This is a genomic window from Streptomyces diastatochromogenes, from assembly GCF_002242805.1.
Taxonomy (GTDB): domain Bacteria; phylum Actinomycetota; class Actinomycetes; order Streptomycetales; family Streptomycetaceae; genus Streptomyces; species Streptomyces diastatochromogenes.
Map to the genome: position 1 here is coordinate 400081 of NZ_MCGQ01000013.1, position 17362 is coordinate 417442.

A 17362-nucleotide genomic window follows, 5' to 3' on the forward strand; every position below is an offset into this window, starting at 1 on the left:
CGGAGAGGCTGCGGGCTTCATGCCGCGTGGCGGCCGGGTTACTCGGCCGCCGCGAGGATCTGGGCCAACGCCGTGACAGCCTGTTCGGCGTCGTCGCCTTCAGCGCGGACGGTCACGGTGCTTCCGGCAGTGGCGCCCAGGCCCATGACGGCGAGGACACCGGTCGGATTGACCGTTCGATCGGCGTACTCCAGTTGTATGGCACTGGTGAAGTCGGCTGCGGCTCGGGCTAGTTGACCTGCGGGCCGGGCGTGGAGGTTGGCGGGCAGGACGACGGCCGTCTCGTGCGTGGGCGCGGTCGCGGCGGTCGCGATGGCGGGGTCAGAACTTGTGGACATGACGGGCCTCCTTGGCGGCGTCGGCGACGGTCTTCAGGTCGGCGCCGGATGCGGCGGTGACGACGGCTGCGACGGCTCCTTCGACGAAGGGAGCGTCGACGATCAGCACGTCGGGGTGGGGATGGTCTTCCAGGACGGTGCGGGCGGTCAGCACGGAGCTGCCGAGATCGGGCAGGACGACGACACCCCCGCCGCGGTCGACGCTGCGGATGGCGTTGAGGACGAGGTCGTAGCTGGTGCCGATCCGGCCGTCGTCGGTGCCTCCGGCGGTGGCGAGGGGGACCGTGTCGGAGCCGATCTGCTCCACCAGCAGGCGAAGGCCCGCGGCGAGCTCGGCGCTGTGGGACACGAGTACGATGCCGACAGATGCGCTCATGAACAGTTACCGTAAATCTCGGAACGCCGTTCATCAATAGTGAACAGGGAGAAATCTTCGATGGTGCAGGCGGTACAGCGGGCGGTGCAGATCCTGCGGGAGCTCGCGTCCACCGGGCCCCGGCTCGGGGTGACCGAGCTGGCCGACCGCCTGGGTGTGGCCAAGCCGACCGTGCACGCGCTGCTGCGCACGCTGGAGGCCGAGGGGCTGGTGGTGCAGGACCGGGACAGCTCGAAGTACCAGCTCGGGCCGGACCTGGTACAGCTGGGCAACGCCTACTTGGACACGCAGGAGCTGCGCACCCGCTCGCTGACCTGGGCGGACCAGCTGGCGAACCGGGCGAACGAGGCGGTCTGGGTTGCCGTGCTCACCGGTGACCACGTCATGGTGGTGCACCATGCCTTCCGGCCCGAGGGAGCTGTGCAGATCCTCGAGGTGGGCGCCAGCATCCCGTGGAGCACGTGTGCCCTGGGCAAGGCCATCGTGGCCTTCCTTCCGGCCGGCGAGCGTGAGCGGCTGCTCGCGGGTGAGCCGGCGGTGCTCACCGGCGCCAGCATCACCGACCCGGAGGAGCTGGCCGGGCAGTTGAAGGAGGCCCTCAGGACGGGCTATGCGATCGAGGAGCAGGAGTCCGCCATCGGTGACGCGGGTATCGCCTCTCCCGTCTTCGACCGCTCCGGCGACGTGGTCGGCGCTCTCGGCATCGTGGGTCCCGTCGAACGGCTCCTGGCGGAATCGGCACGTCAGGAGCTTGCGGTCGCCGTCCGGGAGACCGCCCGCAACCTGTCCCGCGACCTGGGCGCCCCCCGTGGAGCGGCCGCACGCACCACGATGACCTGACCCGCCCCCACGGCCGGGCGGCGGCAATCCTCCTTCTCGCACCCCGCACCCCGCACCCCGCACCCTGCTCCAGGCCCCTCGGCACGCCGCCGTGGGGCCTTCTTCGTGTCAGCGGCACGCGAGCGTCTGCCGAACCTCTTGACAGGCCGGAAACGCAGCCTTAATTTTCGGAACAACGTTCATCCATGATGAACGCGTTGCTAGCCGGATGCTCGATCCGCCCGGCTTCCCCCTGAGCGGCCGCCAGGTTGCCCCGACCCTGATCAACCTGGCGGCCACCTCCCTTCACAGCCCGCTCCACGCGGAGGAGGTGAGACGCCCAAGCCGCCGCTCCGGCGCTGGGCGCCTTCATGGAAGAAAACACCTACCCACAGAAGCTTCTGGCCGAGATGCTGGGCACCGCGATGCTGGTGTTCATCGGCGTCGGTTCAGTCCCCGCAACGCTCATCGTCAACGGCAAGGCCCCGTTCACCTTCGCCGACCTGGGCATGATCTCGCTGGCGTTCGCCACGGTCGTCATCGCGATGATCTACGCGATCGGCCACATATCCGGCTGCCAGATCAACCCGGCCATCACCCTCGCACTCGCCGCGACGAGGAAGATGCCCTGGCGGGACGTCCCCGGCTACATAGCCGCCCAGGTCGTCGGCGCGGTCCTCGGCGCCCTGGCGATCATCGGGGTGCTCGGCCACCAGGCCGTCACCGTCGGTCTGGGCATCGCCTCGTACGGTCCCCAGGTCAGTGCCGGCCAAGCCTTCTTCGCCGAAGCCGTCGGCACCGCCATCCTCGCCTTCGTCGTCTTCGGCGCGATCGACCGCCGCTCGGCCGGCGGCTTCGCCGGACTCGCCATCGGTCTGGCGGTGTTCGCCGTCATCATGGTGGTCGGACCCGCCACCAGCTCCGCGATCAACCCGGCCCGCGTCGTCGGCCCCATGCTGGTCGGCCAAGTGTTCAACGGCACGGTCCACTGGAACCAGCTGCCGGTCTACCTGATCGGCGACGTCGTGGGCGCGGTTGCCGCCGGTTTCCTGTACGTCGCCCTGAACGCCCGCCGCGCCACCGCCACCACCGATGCGACGGCCGGGCCGGTCGCCGCCGCTGAAGGAGCTCTGTCATGAAGAAGTTCGTCAACGCCCCTGAAGCGGTGCTGGCCGAGGCGCTGTCCGGGATCGCCGCCGCCCACCCTGAACTGAAGGTCGACGCGGAGAACAAGGTGATCTCCCGCACCGCGGGCACCAAGCCCGGCAAGGTCACCCTCGTCTCCGGCGGCGGCTCCGGGCACGAACCTCTGCACGGCGGCTTCGTAGGACCGGGCATGCTCGACGCCGCCTGTCCCGGCGAGGTCTTCACCTCACCCGTCCCCGGCCAGATGCTGGCCGCGGCCCAGGCCGTCGACGGCGGCGCGGGCGTGCTGTTCATCGTGAAGAACTACACCGGCGACGTCCTCAACTTCCAGATGGCCGCCGAACTGGCCACCGAGGAGGGCATCACCGTGGAGACCGTCCTGGTCGACGACGACGTCGCCGTTCAGGACTCCACCTGGACGGCCGGACGCCGAGGCACCGGAGCCACCGTCTTCGTCGAGAAGATCGCCGGCGCGCTCGCCGAGCAGGGCGCCGACCTCGCCGCGGTGGCGGAGATGGCGAAGCGGGTCAACGCCGCCTCCCGGTCCTTCGCCGTGGCACTGACCGCCTGCACCACCCCCGCCGCCGGCAAGCCCGGATTCGACCTGCCCGAGGACGAGATGGAGGTCGGCGTCGGCATCCACGGCGAACCCGGCCGCCGACGTGAGAAGCTCCGCCCCGCCCGGGACATCGTGGCAACGGCGCTGGACGCGATCCTCGCCGACCAGCCGCTGACGGCCGGCGACGAGACCATCGTCATGGTCAACGGCCTGGGCGGCACCCCGCTCATCGAGCTGTACGTGGTCTTCCACGAGGTTGCCGCCGCACTCGCGGACAAGGGCGTGGTCGTCGCCCGCAGCCTCGTCGGCAACTACGTGACCAGCCTGGACATGGCGGGCGTTTCTCTCACCGTGTGCAAGGCCGATGCCGACATGCTGTCCCTGTGGGACGCGCCCGTGAACACCCCGGCGCTGCGCTGGGGCATCTGAACCGAGCCGGGGGCGGGGCCACGCGCGACGCGAGGGCCGGGCCGGAGCCTTCCCGCTGCCGGCCGGCCCGGGCCGCACCCCCGCGTCTTCCCCCCCCGCCCCCGGCTCACCCAACCGCCGACCAGCCCCGTACCGACCATGAACGGAGACTCCGTGGACACCGACCTCGCCCGCACGTGGGTGCAGGCCATCGCAGCCGCCGTGGACCAGCACAAGGACCACCTCACCCAGCTCGACTCGGCCATCGGCGACGCCGACCACGGCACCAACATGCACCGCGGCTTCTCCGCCGCCGTCACGGCCCTGGCCGACTACGAGCCGGACACCGTCGGTGCCGTACTCGTCAAGACCGGCACCACCCTCATCTCCACCGTCGGCGGCGCCTCCGGACCGCTCTACGGCGGTGCCTTCCGTGCCATCGGCAAAGCCCTGGACACCCCAACCGCCGACACACAGCAGGTCGCCGCCGCACTGGCTGCCGGCCTCGCGAGCATCCAGAAGCTCGGTGCGGCCGCACCCGGCGACAAGACCATGATCGACGCCTACGCCCCCGCACTGACCGCCTTCCAGCAGCAGGCCGACGCAGGAGCCGACTTGGCCGCCGCGACCGTGGCCGCCGCCGACGCCGCCGAAGAGGGCATGCGCGCCACCACCCCGATGCAGGCCCGCAAAGGCCGCGCCTCCTACCTCGGCGCCCGCAGCATCGGCCACCAGGACCCGGGCGCCACCTCCACCGCCCTGGTCTTCCGCGCCCTGGCCGAGACGCTGGGGGCCCGATGACCGACCGTCGCACCTACACCGGGCATGTCGCCGCACCCGGCATAGCCCTCGGCGTCGTCCACCGCACCGACCGGCCACCTACCAGAACCGCGCTGCCCCACCGCGCCGGTGGCGACCCCACGGAGCAGATCACGGACGCCTTCGACGCCGTCGCCGCCCGCCTGCTCGACCTGTCCACCTCGCTGCGCGCACAGGGCAAGGACGAACAGGCCGACATCATGGAGGTCAACAGCTACATCGCGCAGGACCAGGATCTGCGCGAGCAGGCCGTGAAGAGGGCGAACGACGGTCAGCCGGTACCTGTTGCCGTCCGCCAGGCCATCGACGCCTACGCCGGCACCATCGCCGCCCTGGACGATCCCACCCTCGCCGAACGCGCCGCGGACGTCCGGCAGGTCGGCCGCCGCGTCCTGGCCCACCTCCACGGCGAGACCGGCCCCACCCCTGACCAGCCGCTCGTCCTGGTCGCCCACGAGATCGGGGCCGCCGACCTGCTGGAACCCGGCCTGACGGTGACCGCAGCCATCTCCGTGACCGGCGGCCCGAATTCGCACGCCGCGATCGTCGCCCGCGCGCTGGGCATCCCGCTCCTCCTGGGCGTCGACCCCCAGCTGCTCGAACTGCCGGACGGGCACGAGATCCTGCTCGACGCCGACCAGGCCGGCGCGGTCGCCCACCCCGACGACGAGGAACGCACCAGCGCCCTGCGAGCCATGGAGACCGCCCGAGCTCGCAGGCTCGCCCTCGCCGAAGAGCGCCACCTGCCCGCCGAGACGCTCGACCAGCACCGCATCGTGCTACGGGCCAACGTGGCCACCCCGGCCGAGGCGCGGGCGGCCGTGACCACGGGCGCCGAGGGTGTCGGCCTGCTCCGCACCGAGCTGCCCTTCCTCAACCATCCCGCCTGGCCCACCCGCGCTCAGCACGCGGCCACCCTCGTCCCCGTCCTGCGCGCTCTCGCCGGGCAGGTCGTCACGGCTCGCACGCTCGACTTCGCCGACGACAAACTGCCGCCGTTCCTCGCCCGCCTCCAGGGCGCGCGGATCGGCCGCGGCCTCCCCCTCATGCTTGCCCAACCGGACGCCTTCGCCGACCAGTTCCGCAGCCTGCTCGGCGCCGGAGCCGACACCGACCTGCGCATCATGATCCCCATGGTCGCGAGCGTCGACGAACTGCGCGCCTGCCGACGCCTCCTTGAGGCGGCGGCCACCGAAGCCGGCGTACCGGTGCCACCCCTGGGCATCATGGTGGAACTCCCCGAAGCGGTCGCCGTAGCCGACGAACTCGCCCGCGAAGCCTCCTTCTTCTCCATCGGCAGCAATGACCTCACCTGTCAGATCCTGGGCCTGGACCGGCGCGACCCCACCGCCACACCCGCGATGGCGGCGCACCCCGCCGTGCTCGACGCCATCGCCCGCGTCGTCACCGCCGCCCACCGCCACGATCGTCAGGTCTCCGTCTGCGGTGACGCCGCCGCACACCCCCTCGTGACCCCTCTCCTCATCGGCATCGGCTGCGACAGTCTCTCGGTCGGTCCCGCCGCCCTCGACGAGGTCCGGGCCCGCATCCGCCGGCTCCGCCTCGACACCTGTGCCTCCCTGGCCGCCGTCGCCCTCACTCGCGAAACCCCCGAAGAGGTCTGGCAACTCGTCGAGCAGTGCTGCCGGCCGTCGCTGCCCTGAGAAGAAGGGGCTGAACCGTGAAGAAGCTCATCAACTCGCCCGATGAGGTACTTGCCGATGCCCTCGTCGGTGTGGCCGCCGCGCACCCGTCGCTGACGGTCAACACACCCGACCGCTACATCGCCCGCGCGGGCGGGCCGACCCCTGGAAAGACCGGCCTGGTGTCAGGAGGCGGATCCGGGCACGAACCGCTGCACGGCGGCTTCGTCGGGTACGGGATGCTCGATGCGGCCTGCCCCGGTGAGGTGTTCACCTCTCCCGTACCGGACCAGATCCTCGCCGCCACGCGGGCCGTCGAGCGGCCTCAGTCCGAACTCGTCTCTCCACTCACGGCGTGCACGGTACAGCGCGGGTGGCGTAGCGGCTTTGGGCGGGAGCTGCCATGGGGCGAGTGATCATGGCCGTTGGGGCCATGATCTTCGAGGCTCGCCCCATGGTGGCTGCCTAAAGCCATAAAGCCGACCGCCCCAGCCACGACGTGTTCCGACCTCATGTCGCCGGCCAACCCTTTCCAGGGCGCGCGTCGGCACAGCCCGCGCGGAGCGCAGCCGGGGCCTGATGAGGTAGAGAAACCTGTAACTGGGGCGGCAAAGCAGCCGGGTGGATGAGGCTGCCTACTGAAGGTCGTACTCCGCCGCCAGAACGCGGCCTGGCCCCATGTAGTCGCGCGCGTACTCGGTGATCTGTCCGTGCTGGTCCCAGTAGTGGTTCGCGGTTTCTGGTCCAGGGCGGGGGGGAGCCCGTAGATGGCCGCGACTTACCAACCGGTCGGGCACGCACCGGGCACGCGTTCAGCTGCACGGGTTGACGCATTCCAGACCATGATCCTATTGTCCGCCTTGCGCGTGGTTGCAGCCGACGGCAATGAAAGCCGACCGGATTCTGATTAATGCCGAAATCTGAGTAAGTGAGGGTAGTCGTGGGGGTGCTGCGCGCAAGCGTCGACCCGATGGCCACTTCCCGAAAGCGACGCCAGTGGCACCATATGTGCTTGGCGGCATCGGCATTTGCTTGCGCGGACGCGGTGGACCTGCACCTTCCTGGCTCGGTCGCTGTGACTCCCCGCTGTTCCCCGCCTCGTGCCCTTGGATCGGACACGCAGGGGGCACAGATGCCGTTGTCCCGCCCTTTGGGCTGGCGCGAATCCCCTGAGCTGCAAGCGAGCCTAGTCGACACTCAGCGACCGTCTCCGAAGCGCCGTACGCGCTAGTGTGATCGTCTGCATGATCAGTGACGGTTGTACTCGCGTAGCGACAAGGGGACTTGGTGAACCGCACGGGGTGGGCCATGCTTGCGGCGGCGTCGGTGATGCTGTTCGGATGCGGCAAGTCGGAGCCGGGGTCTTCTGTGCACAGCCCCGATGCAGGGAAGCCTGAACACTATCGGCTGACCATGCCAGACACCGTGGCGAAGGGCCGTTACAAGCGTGATCACGACGCGGCCGATCCGGATCGCACGCTGGCGGAAGTCATGGCCGGCCAGGTGCAAGATCCGACAGCGGCCTTCGGTGCCTACGACCCGACCGTTGCGAATAAACAGAACGGTCTTGTCCTCACTGTCACCGGCGTCTATGGCACAGTCCTCAGTCCGGTTACTGCCCGCGACGAACTCGTCAAGGTGTTGGACAAGCGAGATGAGGGGCCGAACGTCCTCGTCGGCCCTCGCGTGATCACTCCGTCTGGCTCGAAGGAGCCACTGCAATGCCGGGTAGCGGAGAGGAAGATGCCTGCCTCAGATGACACCTCCATGGAGGCGTCGTGCACGTGGGCCGATGCTTCGACTGTGGTGAAGGTGGCTAAGGCCATGGGTCCTGTTGACTCGGCGGATGTGGACCTCGATGCGTTCGCCTCGGTGGTCGGGGCGATCCGTGAAGAAGTACGGGTGGCTTAACTAGTACTCCAGCGCGACCTCGTGATCTATGCCGGGGAGGGGCGCGGGGGCCGCCGCTGGTGGTGGCAGTGACGGGCGATGGCCTGGAGCCGATCTCTGGTGCATCCGCGGGGTTGGCAGGTACGCATCAGTACGATTGCCTGCACGTCAGGTGATCAAGGAAGGCCGGAGGTTGACAGTGTTCAAAGCAGTACGGGGGATCGCATTCGGTGTGGTGCTGATGGCGGCATTGACTGCGTGTGGAAGCAGCGATGGCGGCCAGGGCGGCGGCAGCGACCCGAAGAAGACCTCTCCGATCGTGCTGGATCCTGACATGGTGCTCAGGGCGCTGATCAGCAAGGCCGCAGCTCCGAAGGGATGGCAGGGCGGAGGGGGTGACCTCTTCGACAGTGACAAGGTCACGGAGGTGTGCCGGGAAAACACGAGCTCGGACTGTGTCGGATTGTCGACCGTCGGCAGGTCGACCATCAGTCCAGAAGACGAGAATCTGGACTCGGTGGAGATCCGCGTCTACGCCTTCCAAAGCCCGGATGATGCCAAGGTGACCATGAAGGCTTTCGTCGCCCATGACCGCAAGTACTCGGTTGATGGATCGAAGCCCCCTCGGATCTCAACCGATGCAGAGGAGACTGAGGCGTTCACCCTCACGGACCACACCGATGTGATCATGCGTGTTGGCGGCGTCGTCGTCAGTCTGAGAGGCCCGGGCGGTGACAGGCAGCCCGACTACCAGACATTGGCCAAAGTCCAGATCGACCGGATCAAGACGGCGGCCACGGGTAAGAACCCCGACGCCTGAGGATTCACTCTGCCGACCAGGCTCGTTGACCGTCCGCGGCTCAGCCGGAACTGCCTAGGAACTTCCGGCGCAGGACACTAACGGTTTCTCAGGCCGCGCCCTAAACACTCGCCTTGCCCACCACTCACCCCAGCTCCCATCCTGTACGCCATGAACCACGCCTGCTCGGCTCTGCCTGGGCCGATGGTGTACGGGATGGGAGCACCTCGCGCACGCCTCTACGGACCCGCAGTCGCGAACGGCGCCCCCTCCATCCCGGTGCCGGCCCCTGCGCCGAAGGCGTGTGGGGGTCGGCCCAAGGGGCCAGCCCGCGCCTTGCGCGGGCCCTTGAAAACCGCGTCCTGTACGTCCGGCAGCAGACCCAGCGGCGCCGTGGCGTCCTGTACGACGACGCCCCGAAGAGCCGCCGTCGTCGCGCCGTCCCGCTGCCTGCCCTTTGCATCGCGCCCCTGCGCTGGCACCGGATGCGGCAGGCGGACACCCGCGCCAAGGCGGGGGAGAGGTGGCAGGAGTTCGACTGCGTCTTCACGACCCGCACCGGCCGCCCGGTCGAGCCCCGGAACGTCTACCGATCCCTCACCCGCGTCGCGCGGTCCGCCGGCCTCCGCGTCATCCGGCTCCACGACGCCCTCCACGGGACGGCCACCCTTCTCGCGGCGGCCGGAGTCGCGCCCCGAGTGGTGAGGGAGATCCTCGGGCACTCCCAGATCAGCATCACCATGGACGTCTACACCCACGTAGTCCAGGACACCCAGCGCGAAGCCATGAGCCACATGGACCGGCTGCTCAGGAAGAGGCGCCCCGGTCGTCAGTGACCGACCGTGTTGATGTCAGAACTGGATGTCAAAGGCCCCGGACCATGTTCGGTCCGGGGCCTTTTGCCTGGTGCCCCCGGCAGGATTCGAACCTGCGACACCCGCTTCAGGAGAGGGCCTATGGCGTCCCCTGTTTGTGATGATCTCTCCCCGGCTTCACCGTTCCTACTGGTCAGCGGGGTGCAGCCTTCCGCCCTTGCCTGATCGTTCCCCGCCTTTACTCGGCCTTCCGTTCCCATGACGTTCCCATAGGGCCTCCATGAACCCTTGGAAACGAGGGGCTGGGGAGTCCGCTGAGGTCAGCTGCGGTCGACGAAGCGGTGAGCATCGCGCACCTCTTGGGGGCGACAAAGCATCGCCCCGTCAGTGGACGTGTGAGGTCGGCCCCACGCGTCGAGCCGTACGACATCAGTCGGCGGGCGAGGCGTGCTCCGCATGGCCGTCAGGCCCCCGGTGCTTCCCGGTGAGTACCGTCCAGGGTGATGCGGATTCGCGCCAGTGCCTCGGCAATCTCGACGGTGTCCTCGTCGGCGAGGCCATGGACCACGCACGTGTCGGTGCGGAGCGGCTCGAGTGCCCCTTCCAGCACGCCCTGGTCGTCCGTGTCGGTCGAAGGCTTCCGAGCTCAGCTCGCGTCTCCCCATACGGCTTGCAGGTCCGCACAGCGGACGGTGATCGACGCGTCGGTGAGCGCGATCTCGTGCACGCAACCGCCGTCCTCGTCCGGGAGGATCTCGTCGAGGAGCACGGTGTCGACCAGCATCCAGCCGATGGAGTGCTCATAGTCGATGGAGAAGTGCGTCACGCCTGAATAGCTGATGCGCAGCCCGGAGTCGTGCTTCCACTGATTGGGAGCGAATTCCAGAGTCAGCCCCCCGCTTTTGTCGGTGGCCACCTGAATACCGGACAACTCCAGATCCTTGACACAGTGACTGTTGCCGTGCCCCAAAGCGTAATGCGCCGGATCGGACGCGAAGGCCCAGGCCCCAGCTGGCAATTGGTCGCGGAGCTTGGAGAGTTCGGCCAGATAAGCCCTCGGATCCACGAAGAACCCGCCGTCGTCCCAGACGGCCGTGACGTACTTCATCTGCAACCTTCCGCGGCGAGAGGCGGTCGCCTCCATTTGCCTCCGGTGATGTCCTCGGTCCCCTTGGGGCCGATGCGCCCGAGCCTGCGCATCGTGTCGATGGCCCGGCCCTTGATGGCATTCTCCACGCCCGGCTGAACGTCGACCTCCTCGGCCTTGAGGCTGTGCTTGTTGAACCAGCCGTCGCTGCGGAACGTCCCCACGGGTACGTCGGCGCCAAGTGGTTGCTGACGGAGAAGATGTCCTGGAGCCAGGTCAACGCCTTCCCTCACCGCACCTCTCGGCGCGAGGGAATCGGCGGCTCCCAGCCGCAGAACGTCAGCGAGCCTTCCGGATCGCCCGCTCGTGCAGTGCCGTGTAACGCCGGAGCGCCTCGTCGGCGAGCTCCGGCTATCTCGCTGCTGGGGCGGGCGGAGGTGTAGCCGTGGGCGCGCATTGGGCGGTGACGCTCTCGGGGTGGTCGCCAGCGGGAAGGGACTCTCCCTTGCAGCATCCGGGCCAGTAGCAGGTGTAGTCCCACCACTGGTTTCCCACGATGCCGAGGGCGGTTTTGAGCCGGGGCGTCACCGAAGTCGACGCAAGGTGTCGATCAGCCAGTCGGCCATGTGACCGAGAAGGCGGGCGGTCTCTTCGGGAGTCTGGCAGGGCTGGGCCCGTAGCTGGTGACTACGTTTTCCTTGGCCTTCGTCGTCCCGGCTGCCGGCACTCACCCCTTGCTGCTCGGTACGAGGGGACGGAATGCGGCGAGGGCAGCTTCCCAGTCGGATGCGACCGGGTCTTCCGGAGGGAGGGCGGGACCCAGGTCTTCCGTCGCGCGCAGGACGGCGGAGGTGAGCTCCGGCACTGTCGTCCGAGCGATGACGCCGTCCTTGCAAGCGACCGACAGGCCGTCTTTGGTCCGTCGCACGACAAGACTGAAGGAGGTGTCGGCGCCGGTGAAGCTGAGCACGCGGGCGTTGCCCCGGAGAAAGTCGCCCAGGCTGTCCAGCAACTGGACGACCGAAAGGTAGATCATCATGCCCTGATCGGGGACGTGGCCGGCCGAGTCGGCTGTGCCTGAGTTCCCGGCGACGACCATGTCACCCATGTCGAACCCGCTGGCGTCGCCCTGGCCGGGCCGTACAGTGAACTGCACAGTGATCACGGTATGCAGCTCTTTCCTACCGGTTCACGAACCTCACGGCCGCCACCGGATCAGGGCAGGCATGGCAGCGTGGTCGGTGCCTTCCATCGTCACGATGACTTCCCGGCCCGTCGCCGTTCCCAGCCAGGTCACAAAGGTGCGGACGGGTGCGAAGGCTGCTTTGTCGACCACGTCGGAGGGGTCGAAGGTGAACTCGATCTCTTCGATGTCGAAGAAGTAGCAGGTGAACCACACACCGTCGACGTCGATGGCCAGGCTCGCCGATTCCTCCGGATCCTGCTCGAGTCGGGACCACACGGCAGAGGCGTCCAAGGCGCCGCTCTCCGTCATGCCGGAGAGCGTCCAGGTAAGGACGTGGTGCCCCGGGACCGCGCGCAGCCCGTCGAAGACGCGCCGCCAGTCGTCGATCGTGGTGTCGAGGACGCAGACGTCCCGCAGTGCTCCGTCTGCGACGAAGTCCTCTGCCCGGTAGGCCGGTTCGGCCTCGTGCTGCCCAACCATTAAAGGAATCCTTCGAAAGTGAGCTGGCCCCCACGCCAGCTCCATCGGGCGCCCCAGCCTCCGGGAACCCTGAAGTCCCGGGTGATGCCGCCGTATTGAGATGACGCCGAGGTGTTGACCTTCTCGACCACGTTCGGGTCGGTGAGTATGTCCTGGATCATCTCATTGGCGATCTCGGTCCGCTCACTGTTGGTGACCTTGCCGAAATTGTACATATCGACATGAGCTTGACCCCGCTTGGCCAGATTGCCAGGGCTTGGGTCACCGTGTTTCTGCAAAGCCCTGCCGGCCGGCGACAGCTGGCCCTTCTTGACGGCGGCGGCCGCCTGGTACAAGTCGTCGGTGCCATAGTTGCAGGGGGAAAGACCGAGGGGATCGATCCAGGTCAGCGGAGTGCGCACATAGCCGTGGTGATTGTCCGCCGGCTCCAGCCCCAGCGGGTCCGCGCTGATGTACCGGGCCGTTCCGGGGTCGTAGTAGCGGTGCAGGTTGTAGTGCAGCCCCGTCTCGTCGTCGGCGTACTGCCCCGGGAAGCGCAACGGGCAGTCGACGGGCCCGGCGTCATCGTCCGAGACCGGGAAGCAGGTGCCCCACAGAGTGGTGCGGCGCTGCCAGAGCAGGTCTCCGGACCCGGACACCAGTTCCATGGGGGTACCGACGGGGTCCGTGATCACGGCGTGGAAGCGAGCCGAGCGCTCGGGGTTCGTCTCCTCTGCCAGGCGCGCCAGGAACGACCCGTTCGACTCCGTGACTGACGGCTCGTGGTCGGTCTGGGCCACCGGGCGAGGGGTTCCCGGCTTGTAGTCCCAGGTCAGCACGCGGCCATCCGGTGCGGTCCGCTCGGCCAGCAGCGTGTCGTCCCAGCTGAACTCTGTGCGGTCGTGTTCCGAGCCGTCCTCGGCCACCCGCTGCTTGGAGATGCGCCGGCCCAGCGGGTCGTAGGCGTAGCGCCAGCGGTCGCCGTCCGGGGTGACCACCTCCGCCAGACGGTCCTCGGCGTTCCAGACGTAGGTCCACGTACGGCTCTGGCCGTTCAGGAGCCTGCGGGTTCTGCGGACCAGGCGCCCCTGCGCGTCGTGCTCGTACGCGGTTGCGCCCGCCGAGCGGACGAGGGTGCCGTCGAACTCTCGCTCGCCGGGCGCGTCGTGGGCGGGCGCGGTGGCGTCCGCCAGATTGCCCGCCGCGTCGTAGGCGTAGGTCTCGGTCCAACCGTGGGCACGCACTCCGGTGACGCGTCCCATGCCGTCGAGGTCGAAGCGCCGGGTACCCGAGGTCAGCTCGCGGATCTCGGTGAGGTAGCCGTCGGCGCGGTGTGTGTAGGTGCGGTGCTGGAGGAGGCGGTCCACGCCGTCCGCCTCCGGGCCGGAGGTCAGGCTCTGCCTGGTCAGGAGGTTCCGCGGGTTCCAGCTCTGGGCCAGCCTCACCTCCGTACCGAGGCGGCGCTCCGTCTCGCGGCCCGCGGGATCGTGGGCGAAGTGCAGTTCGCCCACGGGTGAGCGCAGGGTGAGCGGGCGGCCCGCCGGGTCGTACGTCCACTCCGAGGCCAGGCCGGACGGTGTCACCCGGCGGACACGGCGGCCGAGAGCGTCGTAGGCATGCGTGGTCGTGCGGCCGTTCACCGTCTCCGACAGCACGCGGCTCAAGAAGTCCCGCTCCAGTACGACCTCGGCGTCGGCGTTGGCGGCGTGCGCGAGACCGCCGTCGGGACCGTATGCAAACGTCGTGACGGCGCCCGCCCCGGACCGCTGCTCCACGACCCGTCCCACCGCGTCCCGAGTGAGGTGCTGGGTCTCCGTGGCGCCATTGGTCCGGGAGGCCAACTGCCCGGCCGCGTCATGGACGTACGTCAGCGTGCGGCCGTTGAAGTCCGTCTCCGCGGCCAGCCGGCCTGCCTCGTCGTAGACGTACGACCAGGTGCGCCCCTCCGGGTTTGTGACACCGGTCAGGCGGAGCTCGGTGTCGTGGGCGAACTCGTAACGGGCGCCATCCGGGTCCGTCCGTGTGGCAGGAACGTCGTAGGGGCCTGGAGTGTGGTGGGTCGTGTTGCCAGCGGCGTCGGTGTGGCCGAGGAGGTTGCCTTCCGCGTCCCAGGCCCATGACTCGCGCGCTCCGTCCGGGTGTTGGCGCCACGCCGGTTTGCCCTCGGTGGTCCAGCCCAGGCGGGTGGTGTGGCCCAGCGGATCGGTCACCTCGACGATCCGGCCGAAGGCGTCCCGGCGGATCGTCGTGGTGTGGCCCAACTCGTCGGTCGTCGCAACAGGCAGCCCGGCCGGGTCGTACGCGATGGTGCGAGTGTGGCCGAGGGCGTCGGTGATCGCTGTCGGGCGGCCCGCCTCGTCGTGCGTGTACCGGGTCTCGGCCCCCGTGGGGTCGACGGTCGTGAGGAGGCTGCCCCGCTCGTCGTAGGTGTGCCGCCAGACCGCCCCACCCGGCTCGACCACCTCCGTCGGCTGCCCGAACGCGTTGCACGCAGCCCGCGCGACCGATCCGTCCGGCAGGGTGAGTTCCGTCAGGTTGCCCGAGGCGTCGTAGGCGTACCGGGTTGTGCGTCCCAGGGGGTCGGTGACGGCGACGGGCCGGGCGCCGTACTCGTCCCAGCGGGTTCGGGTGACGTGCCCCAGCGGATCCGTCTCCTCCTCGACCTGGCCCTCGGCGTTGTAGCGGTGCACCGAAACGCGGCCCAGGGAGTCCGTGTACGTCGTCGTGCGGGCGGTGTCGTCGTAGGTCAGGGCGCCGGAGAGGATGCCGTCGACGCCCTCGGTGCGGACCACGCGGCCGCGCTCGTCGTAGACATAGGAGAACCAGGTGCCGTTGCGGTCGGTCCAGCGGGTGACGCGGCCCTCGGTGTCGTACGTGAAGCGCAGGGGCTCGCCGCTGGAGTTGATGACCTCCGTGAGGTTGCCGGACGGGTCGTAGCCGTAGCGCATGACGACGGTGCCCTCGTCGGCCGCGGTGCCGGGGCGGTAGCGGGAGGGTGGCTCGTCCAGGAGGCGCAGGGCTGTGATGCGGGGGCCCTGGGTGTCGACGGCGACGTAGTAGCCGCCCGAGTGGCGGATGCCGAACGGGATGCCCTCGTCGTCGCGTTCGACATCGATGCGGTTGCCGTTGCGGTCCGTCCAGGAGTCGAGGGCCAGGTGGAACACGCCGAAGGAGGGTGAGGGAACGGGCGCGGCGAAGGTGCGGACCACGCCCGTCGCCGGGTCCGTGACCGTCATCGCGCTGTCCGGCTTGCCGTCCCACTCCAGGGGCCACCGGGCGCCCTTCACCGGCATGGTCGGCACGCCTGGTTCGGGCACCGGATACACCAGGCGCATGCCGTCCGCCGCGGCGAAGACGACGCCCTCGCCGTCGATCTGGAGGCACTCGTCGAGTGTGGATATCCAGGTCGGGCCGAAACAGACGCCACCCCGGTAGGACGACAGGTGCGTGCGTGTGAACTCGAAGGGGAGAGCGGCCGGCAGGGTCAGATCGGTCTGTGTCATCAGCATCGCGCCGGTCGCCACGTCGATCGGCTCGCCCACGCACGGGGTGCGCTCGGCGTTGCGGGCCGCCGGGCCCAGCTCGACCAGGTCGGGACGGAGCGACGGCGGGCGCAGCAGTAGCGGGGTGGTGTCGCTGAGCCCGCCCTCCATGCTCGCCTTCAGCAGACCGCCGCCCGCTCCCAGCGCGCCGCCGAAGATCATGCCGTCCTTGGCGGCCTGGTTGACCTCGTCCAGGCTGAAGCCGTGCTGCAGCCCCGTCGCCATCTTCAGCGGCTGGGCGATGGCGAGATCGACGGCGACCGACTCGACCCCGCCGAACGCGGCGGCGACGAGGGTGCCCGCGGCGATCTCCGCCACCGTCGTGGTGACGGCGACGCCCATCGTGGCACCGAACTCGATGACCGCGTCCGCCGCCGCGACGGCCGCCCCAGAGGCGAGGCCTGCGGTGAAGAAGGCGAGCGTCACTCCGCCCGCGATGACGGCCGCGTCGATACCGATCTGCGTCCAGAGCTTGTTGATGGCGTCGTCGATGGCGTCGGCGAACTTGTCGAGTGCCTTGGCCATCTCCCGTGAGGACTTCGCGAGGTCACTGAGCCAGCCGCCGTCCTGGTCCTTGGCATAGCGGCCCCAGAACTTGTCGAACGCCTCGATCGACTCACCGGTGTTGTGGTGGATGATCGACGACGCGTTGCGGTGCACGGGGGAGCGGACGTCGTCGACGGCCCCGGCGAAGGTGCGCCAGGCCTTTGCAGCCTCCCGCAGCTGGCCGGAGTCGGCCTCGGGCCACCACATGCCCAGCTTGAGAAGGATGTGCCGGGCCTTGTCCTCAATGCTCACCGGCACCGTCGCTCTGCTTGTCGGTCTTCACTTCGGTGAACATGCCGGCGATGAGCTGGTCGTTGTCCACGGTGCCGTCGGCCATGTCCACCATGGCCTCGTGAATGCTCGTCAGCCCGAGCACCAGGATGCCCGCCGCGCTCTCGATCTTCTTCTGCTGCGGCTTGTAGGCGTTGCCGAACTTGTCGCCCTGTTCGTCGTGGCCCCAGGGCTCACCCAGGCCGTCCAGGGCCTGGATGAGAGTGGTCAGCGCCTTGCTCAGATCGATGGCCCCCTGCTGGAAGGCGGGTGCCGCCGCCTTGATGTCGGCGGTTTTGATGTCCAGCACCTTGCCGGGGACCTTGCCGTCGCCCATCGCTGTCGTCTCCCCCCGGTTCGCAGCTGCAGCTTCTGACCCTAGGGGAGAGTGATCAAGGAAAGGTCATGTTGAAGGCATGTGCAGGTAATGCGTCGGCGGTGGGGTGCTCCTCGACGGTCGAGCTCGTCGCCTTCGGCCGACTGGGCGACAGCATCCGCCTCGTGATCGTCATGCCCGGCTACATCGCTCACCCGCGTGGCGCGACGGAGACGCTCGAATCACCCGCCGGCCGTGTACGGCACGCCCGGCATGATCGGCCTAAAGTTGCCTAAATCCACCATCATCCCGTTCCCAGGATGTTCCCATAGAGCACGCAAAGG

16 protein-coding genes and 2 pseudogenes are annotated in these 17362 nt (G+C 68.8%); 9 read left to right on the forward strand and 9 right to left on the reverse strand.

Features of this window, described 5'->3' with window-relative positions; translation table 11 throughout:
• Positions 1-38 precede the first annotated feature (38 nt).
• Together BEK98_RS16655 and dhaM are read right to left on the reverse strand one after the other, a co-directional pair.
• The gene (locus BEK98_RS16655; protein ID WP_094217297.1) at positions 39-338 is read right to left on the reverse strand and encodes an HPr family phosphocarrier protein; all 300 of its coding nucleotides are present in this window, start codon (positions 336-338) and stop codon (positions 39-41) included.
• Positions 322-714 (reverse strand): dihydroxyacetone kinase phosphoryl donor subunit DhaM, encoded by a 393-nt coding sequence (dhaM, locus tag BEK98_RS16660; RefSeq protein WP_094217298.1) that lies wholly within the window; start codon positions 712-714, stop codon positions 322-324. Before dhaM ends, BEK98_RS16655 begins: the two co-directional genes overlap by 17 nt.
• Before the next feature lie 60 nt (positions 715-774).
• Here dhaM and BEK98_RS16665 point away from each other — a divergent pair, with 60 nt between their 5' ends.
• From BEK98_RS16665 to BEK98_RS16705, 9 genes and pseudogenes are all read left to right on the forward strand, one after another.
• Complete coding sequence (locus BEK98_RS16665) at positions 775-1554, forward strand: IclR family transcriptional regulator (protein WP_094217299.1); 780 nt, start codon at positions 775-777, stop codon at positions 1552-1554.
• Positions 1555-1904: 350 nt separating this feature from the next.
• Complete coding sequence (locus tag BEK98_RS16670; RefSeq protein WP_094217300.1) at positions 1905-2672, forward strand: MIP/aquaporin family protein; 768 nt, start codon at positions 1905-1907, stop codon at positions 2670-2672.
• Positions 2669-3667, forward strand: coding sequence for a dihydroxyacetone kinase subunit DhaK (gene dhaK, locus BEK98_RS16675; protein ID WP_094217301.1), 999 nt, complete (start codon positions 2669-2671; stop codon positions 3665-3667). Before BEK98_RS16670 ends, dhaK begins: the two co-directional genes overlap by 4 nt.
• 138 nt (positions 3668-3805) lie before the next feature.
• Positions 3806-4447, forward strand: a complete 642-nt coding sequence (gene dhaL, locus BEK98_RS16680) for a dihydroxyacetone kinase subunit DhaL (protein WP_094217302.1) — start codon at positions 3806-3808, stop codon at positions 4445-4447.
• The gene (locus BEK98_RS16685) at positions 4444-6129 is read left to right on the forward strand and encodes a phosphoenolpyruvate--protein phosphotransferase (RefSeq protein WP_094217303.1); all 1686 of its coding nucleotides are present in this window, start codon (positions 4444-4446) and stop codon (positions 6127-6129) included. The genes dhaL and BEK98_RS16685 overlap by 4 nt, the downstream gene beginning before the upstream one ends.
• A 17-nt stretch (positions 6130-6146) precedes the next feature.
• Positions 6147-6428 (forward strand): annotated as a pseudogene (locus tag BEK98_RS16690) (dihydroxyacetone kinase subunit DhaK); the annotation flags it as partial.
• A gap of 967 nt (positions 6429-7395) precedes the next feature.
• Positions 7396-8019 (forward strand): hypothetical protein, encoded by a 624-nt coding sequence (locus BEK98_RS16695; protein WP_143684122.1) that lies wholly within the window; start codon positions 7396-7398, stop codon positions 8017-8019.
• A gap of 151 nt (positions 8020-8170) precedes the next feature.
• Positions 8171-8818, forward strand: a complete 648-nt coding sequence (locus BEK98_RS16700; RefSeq protein WP_143684123.1) for a hypothetical protein — start codon at positions 8171-8173, stop codon at positions 8816-8818.
• Between the two features lie 326 nt (positions 8819-9144).
• Positions 9145-9633: pseudogene (locus BEK98_RS16705) on the forward strand (tyrosine-type recombinase/integrase); the annotation flags it as partial.
• Positions 9634-10075: 442 nt separating this feature from the next.
• Here the strand turns inward: BEK98_RS16705 and BEK98_RS49030 are convergent.
• The 7 genes from BEK98_RS49030 to BEK98_RS16735 all read right to left on the reverse strand — a co-directional run bounded on the left by BEK98_RS49030 (position 10076) and on the right by BEK98_RS16735 (position 17039).
• The gene (locus BEK98_RS49030; RefSeq protein ID WP_167444185.1) at positions 10076-10222 is read right to left on the reverse strand and encodes a hypothetical protein; all 147 of its coding nucleotides are present in this window, start codon (positions 10220-10222) and stop codon (positions 10076-10078) included.
• 36 nt (positions 10223-10258) lie between these two features.
• Positions 10259-10720 carry a hypothetical protein gene (locus BEK98_RS16710; protein ID WP_094217307.1) on the reverse strand — a complete coding sequence of 154 codons (462 nt, stop codon included), beginning with the start codon at positions 10718-10720 and terminating at the stop codon, positions 10259-10261.
• Positions 10717-10923, reverse strand: a complete 207-nt coding sequence (locus BEK98_RS16715) for a hypothetical protein (RefSeq protein ID WP_094217308.1) — start codon at positions 10921-10923, stop codon at positions 10717-10719. Before BEK98_RS16715 ends, BEK98_RS16710 begins: the two co-directional genes overlap by 4 nt.
• Positions 10924-11426: 503 nt before the next feature.
• Complete coding sequence (locus tag BEK98_RS16720; RefSeq protein ID WP_094217309.1) at positions 11427-11864, reverse strand: hypothetical protein; 438 nt, start codon at positions 11862-11864, stop codon at positions 11427-11429.
• Positions 11865-11897: 33 nt separating this feature from the next.
• Positions 11898-12365 carry a hypothetical protein gene (locus BEK98_RS16725; RefSeq protein ID WP_094217310.1) on the reverse strand — a complete coding sequence of 156 codons (468 nt, stop codon included), beginning with the start codon at positions 12363-12365 and terminating at the stop codon, positions 11898-11900.
• The gene (locus BEK98_RS16730; protein WP_279635468.1) at positions 12365-16684 is read right to left on the reverse strand and encodes a DUF6531 domain-containing protein; all 4320 of its coding nucleotides are present in this window, start codon (positions 16682-16684) and stop codon (positions 12365-12367) included. The genes BEK98_RS16725 and BEK98_RS16730 overlap by 1 nt, the downstream gene beginning before the upstream one ends.
• Positions 16674-17039: a hypothetical protein gene (locus BEK98_RS16735; protein WP_094217311.1), complete on the reverse strand. Its 366-nt coding sequence runs from the start codon at positions 17037-17039 to the stop codon at positions 16674-16676. The genes BEK98_RS16730 and BEK98_RS16735 overlap by 11 nt, the downstream gene beginning before the upstream one ends.
• Positions 17040-17362: the final 323 nt, after the last annotated feature.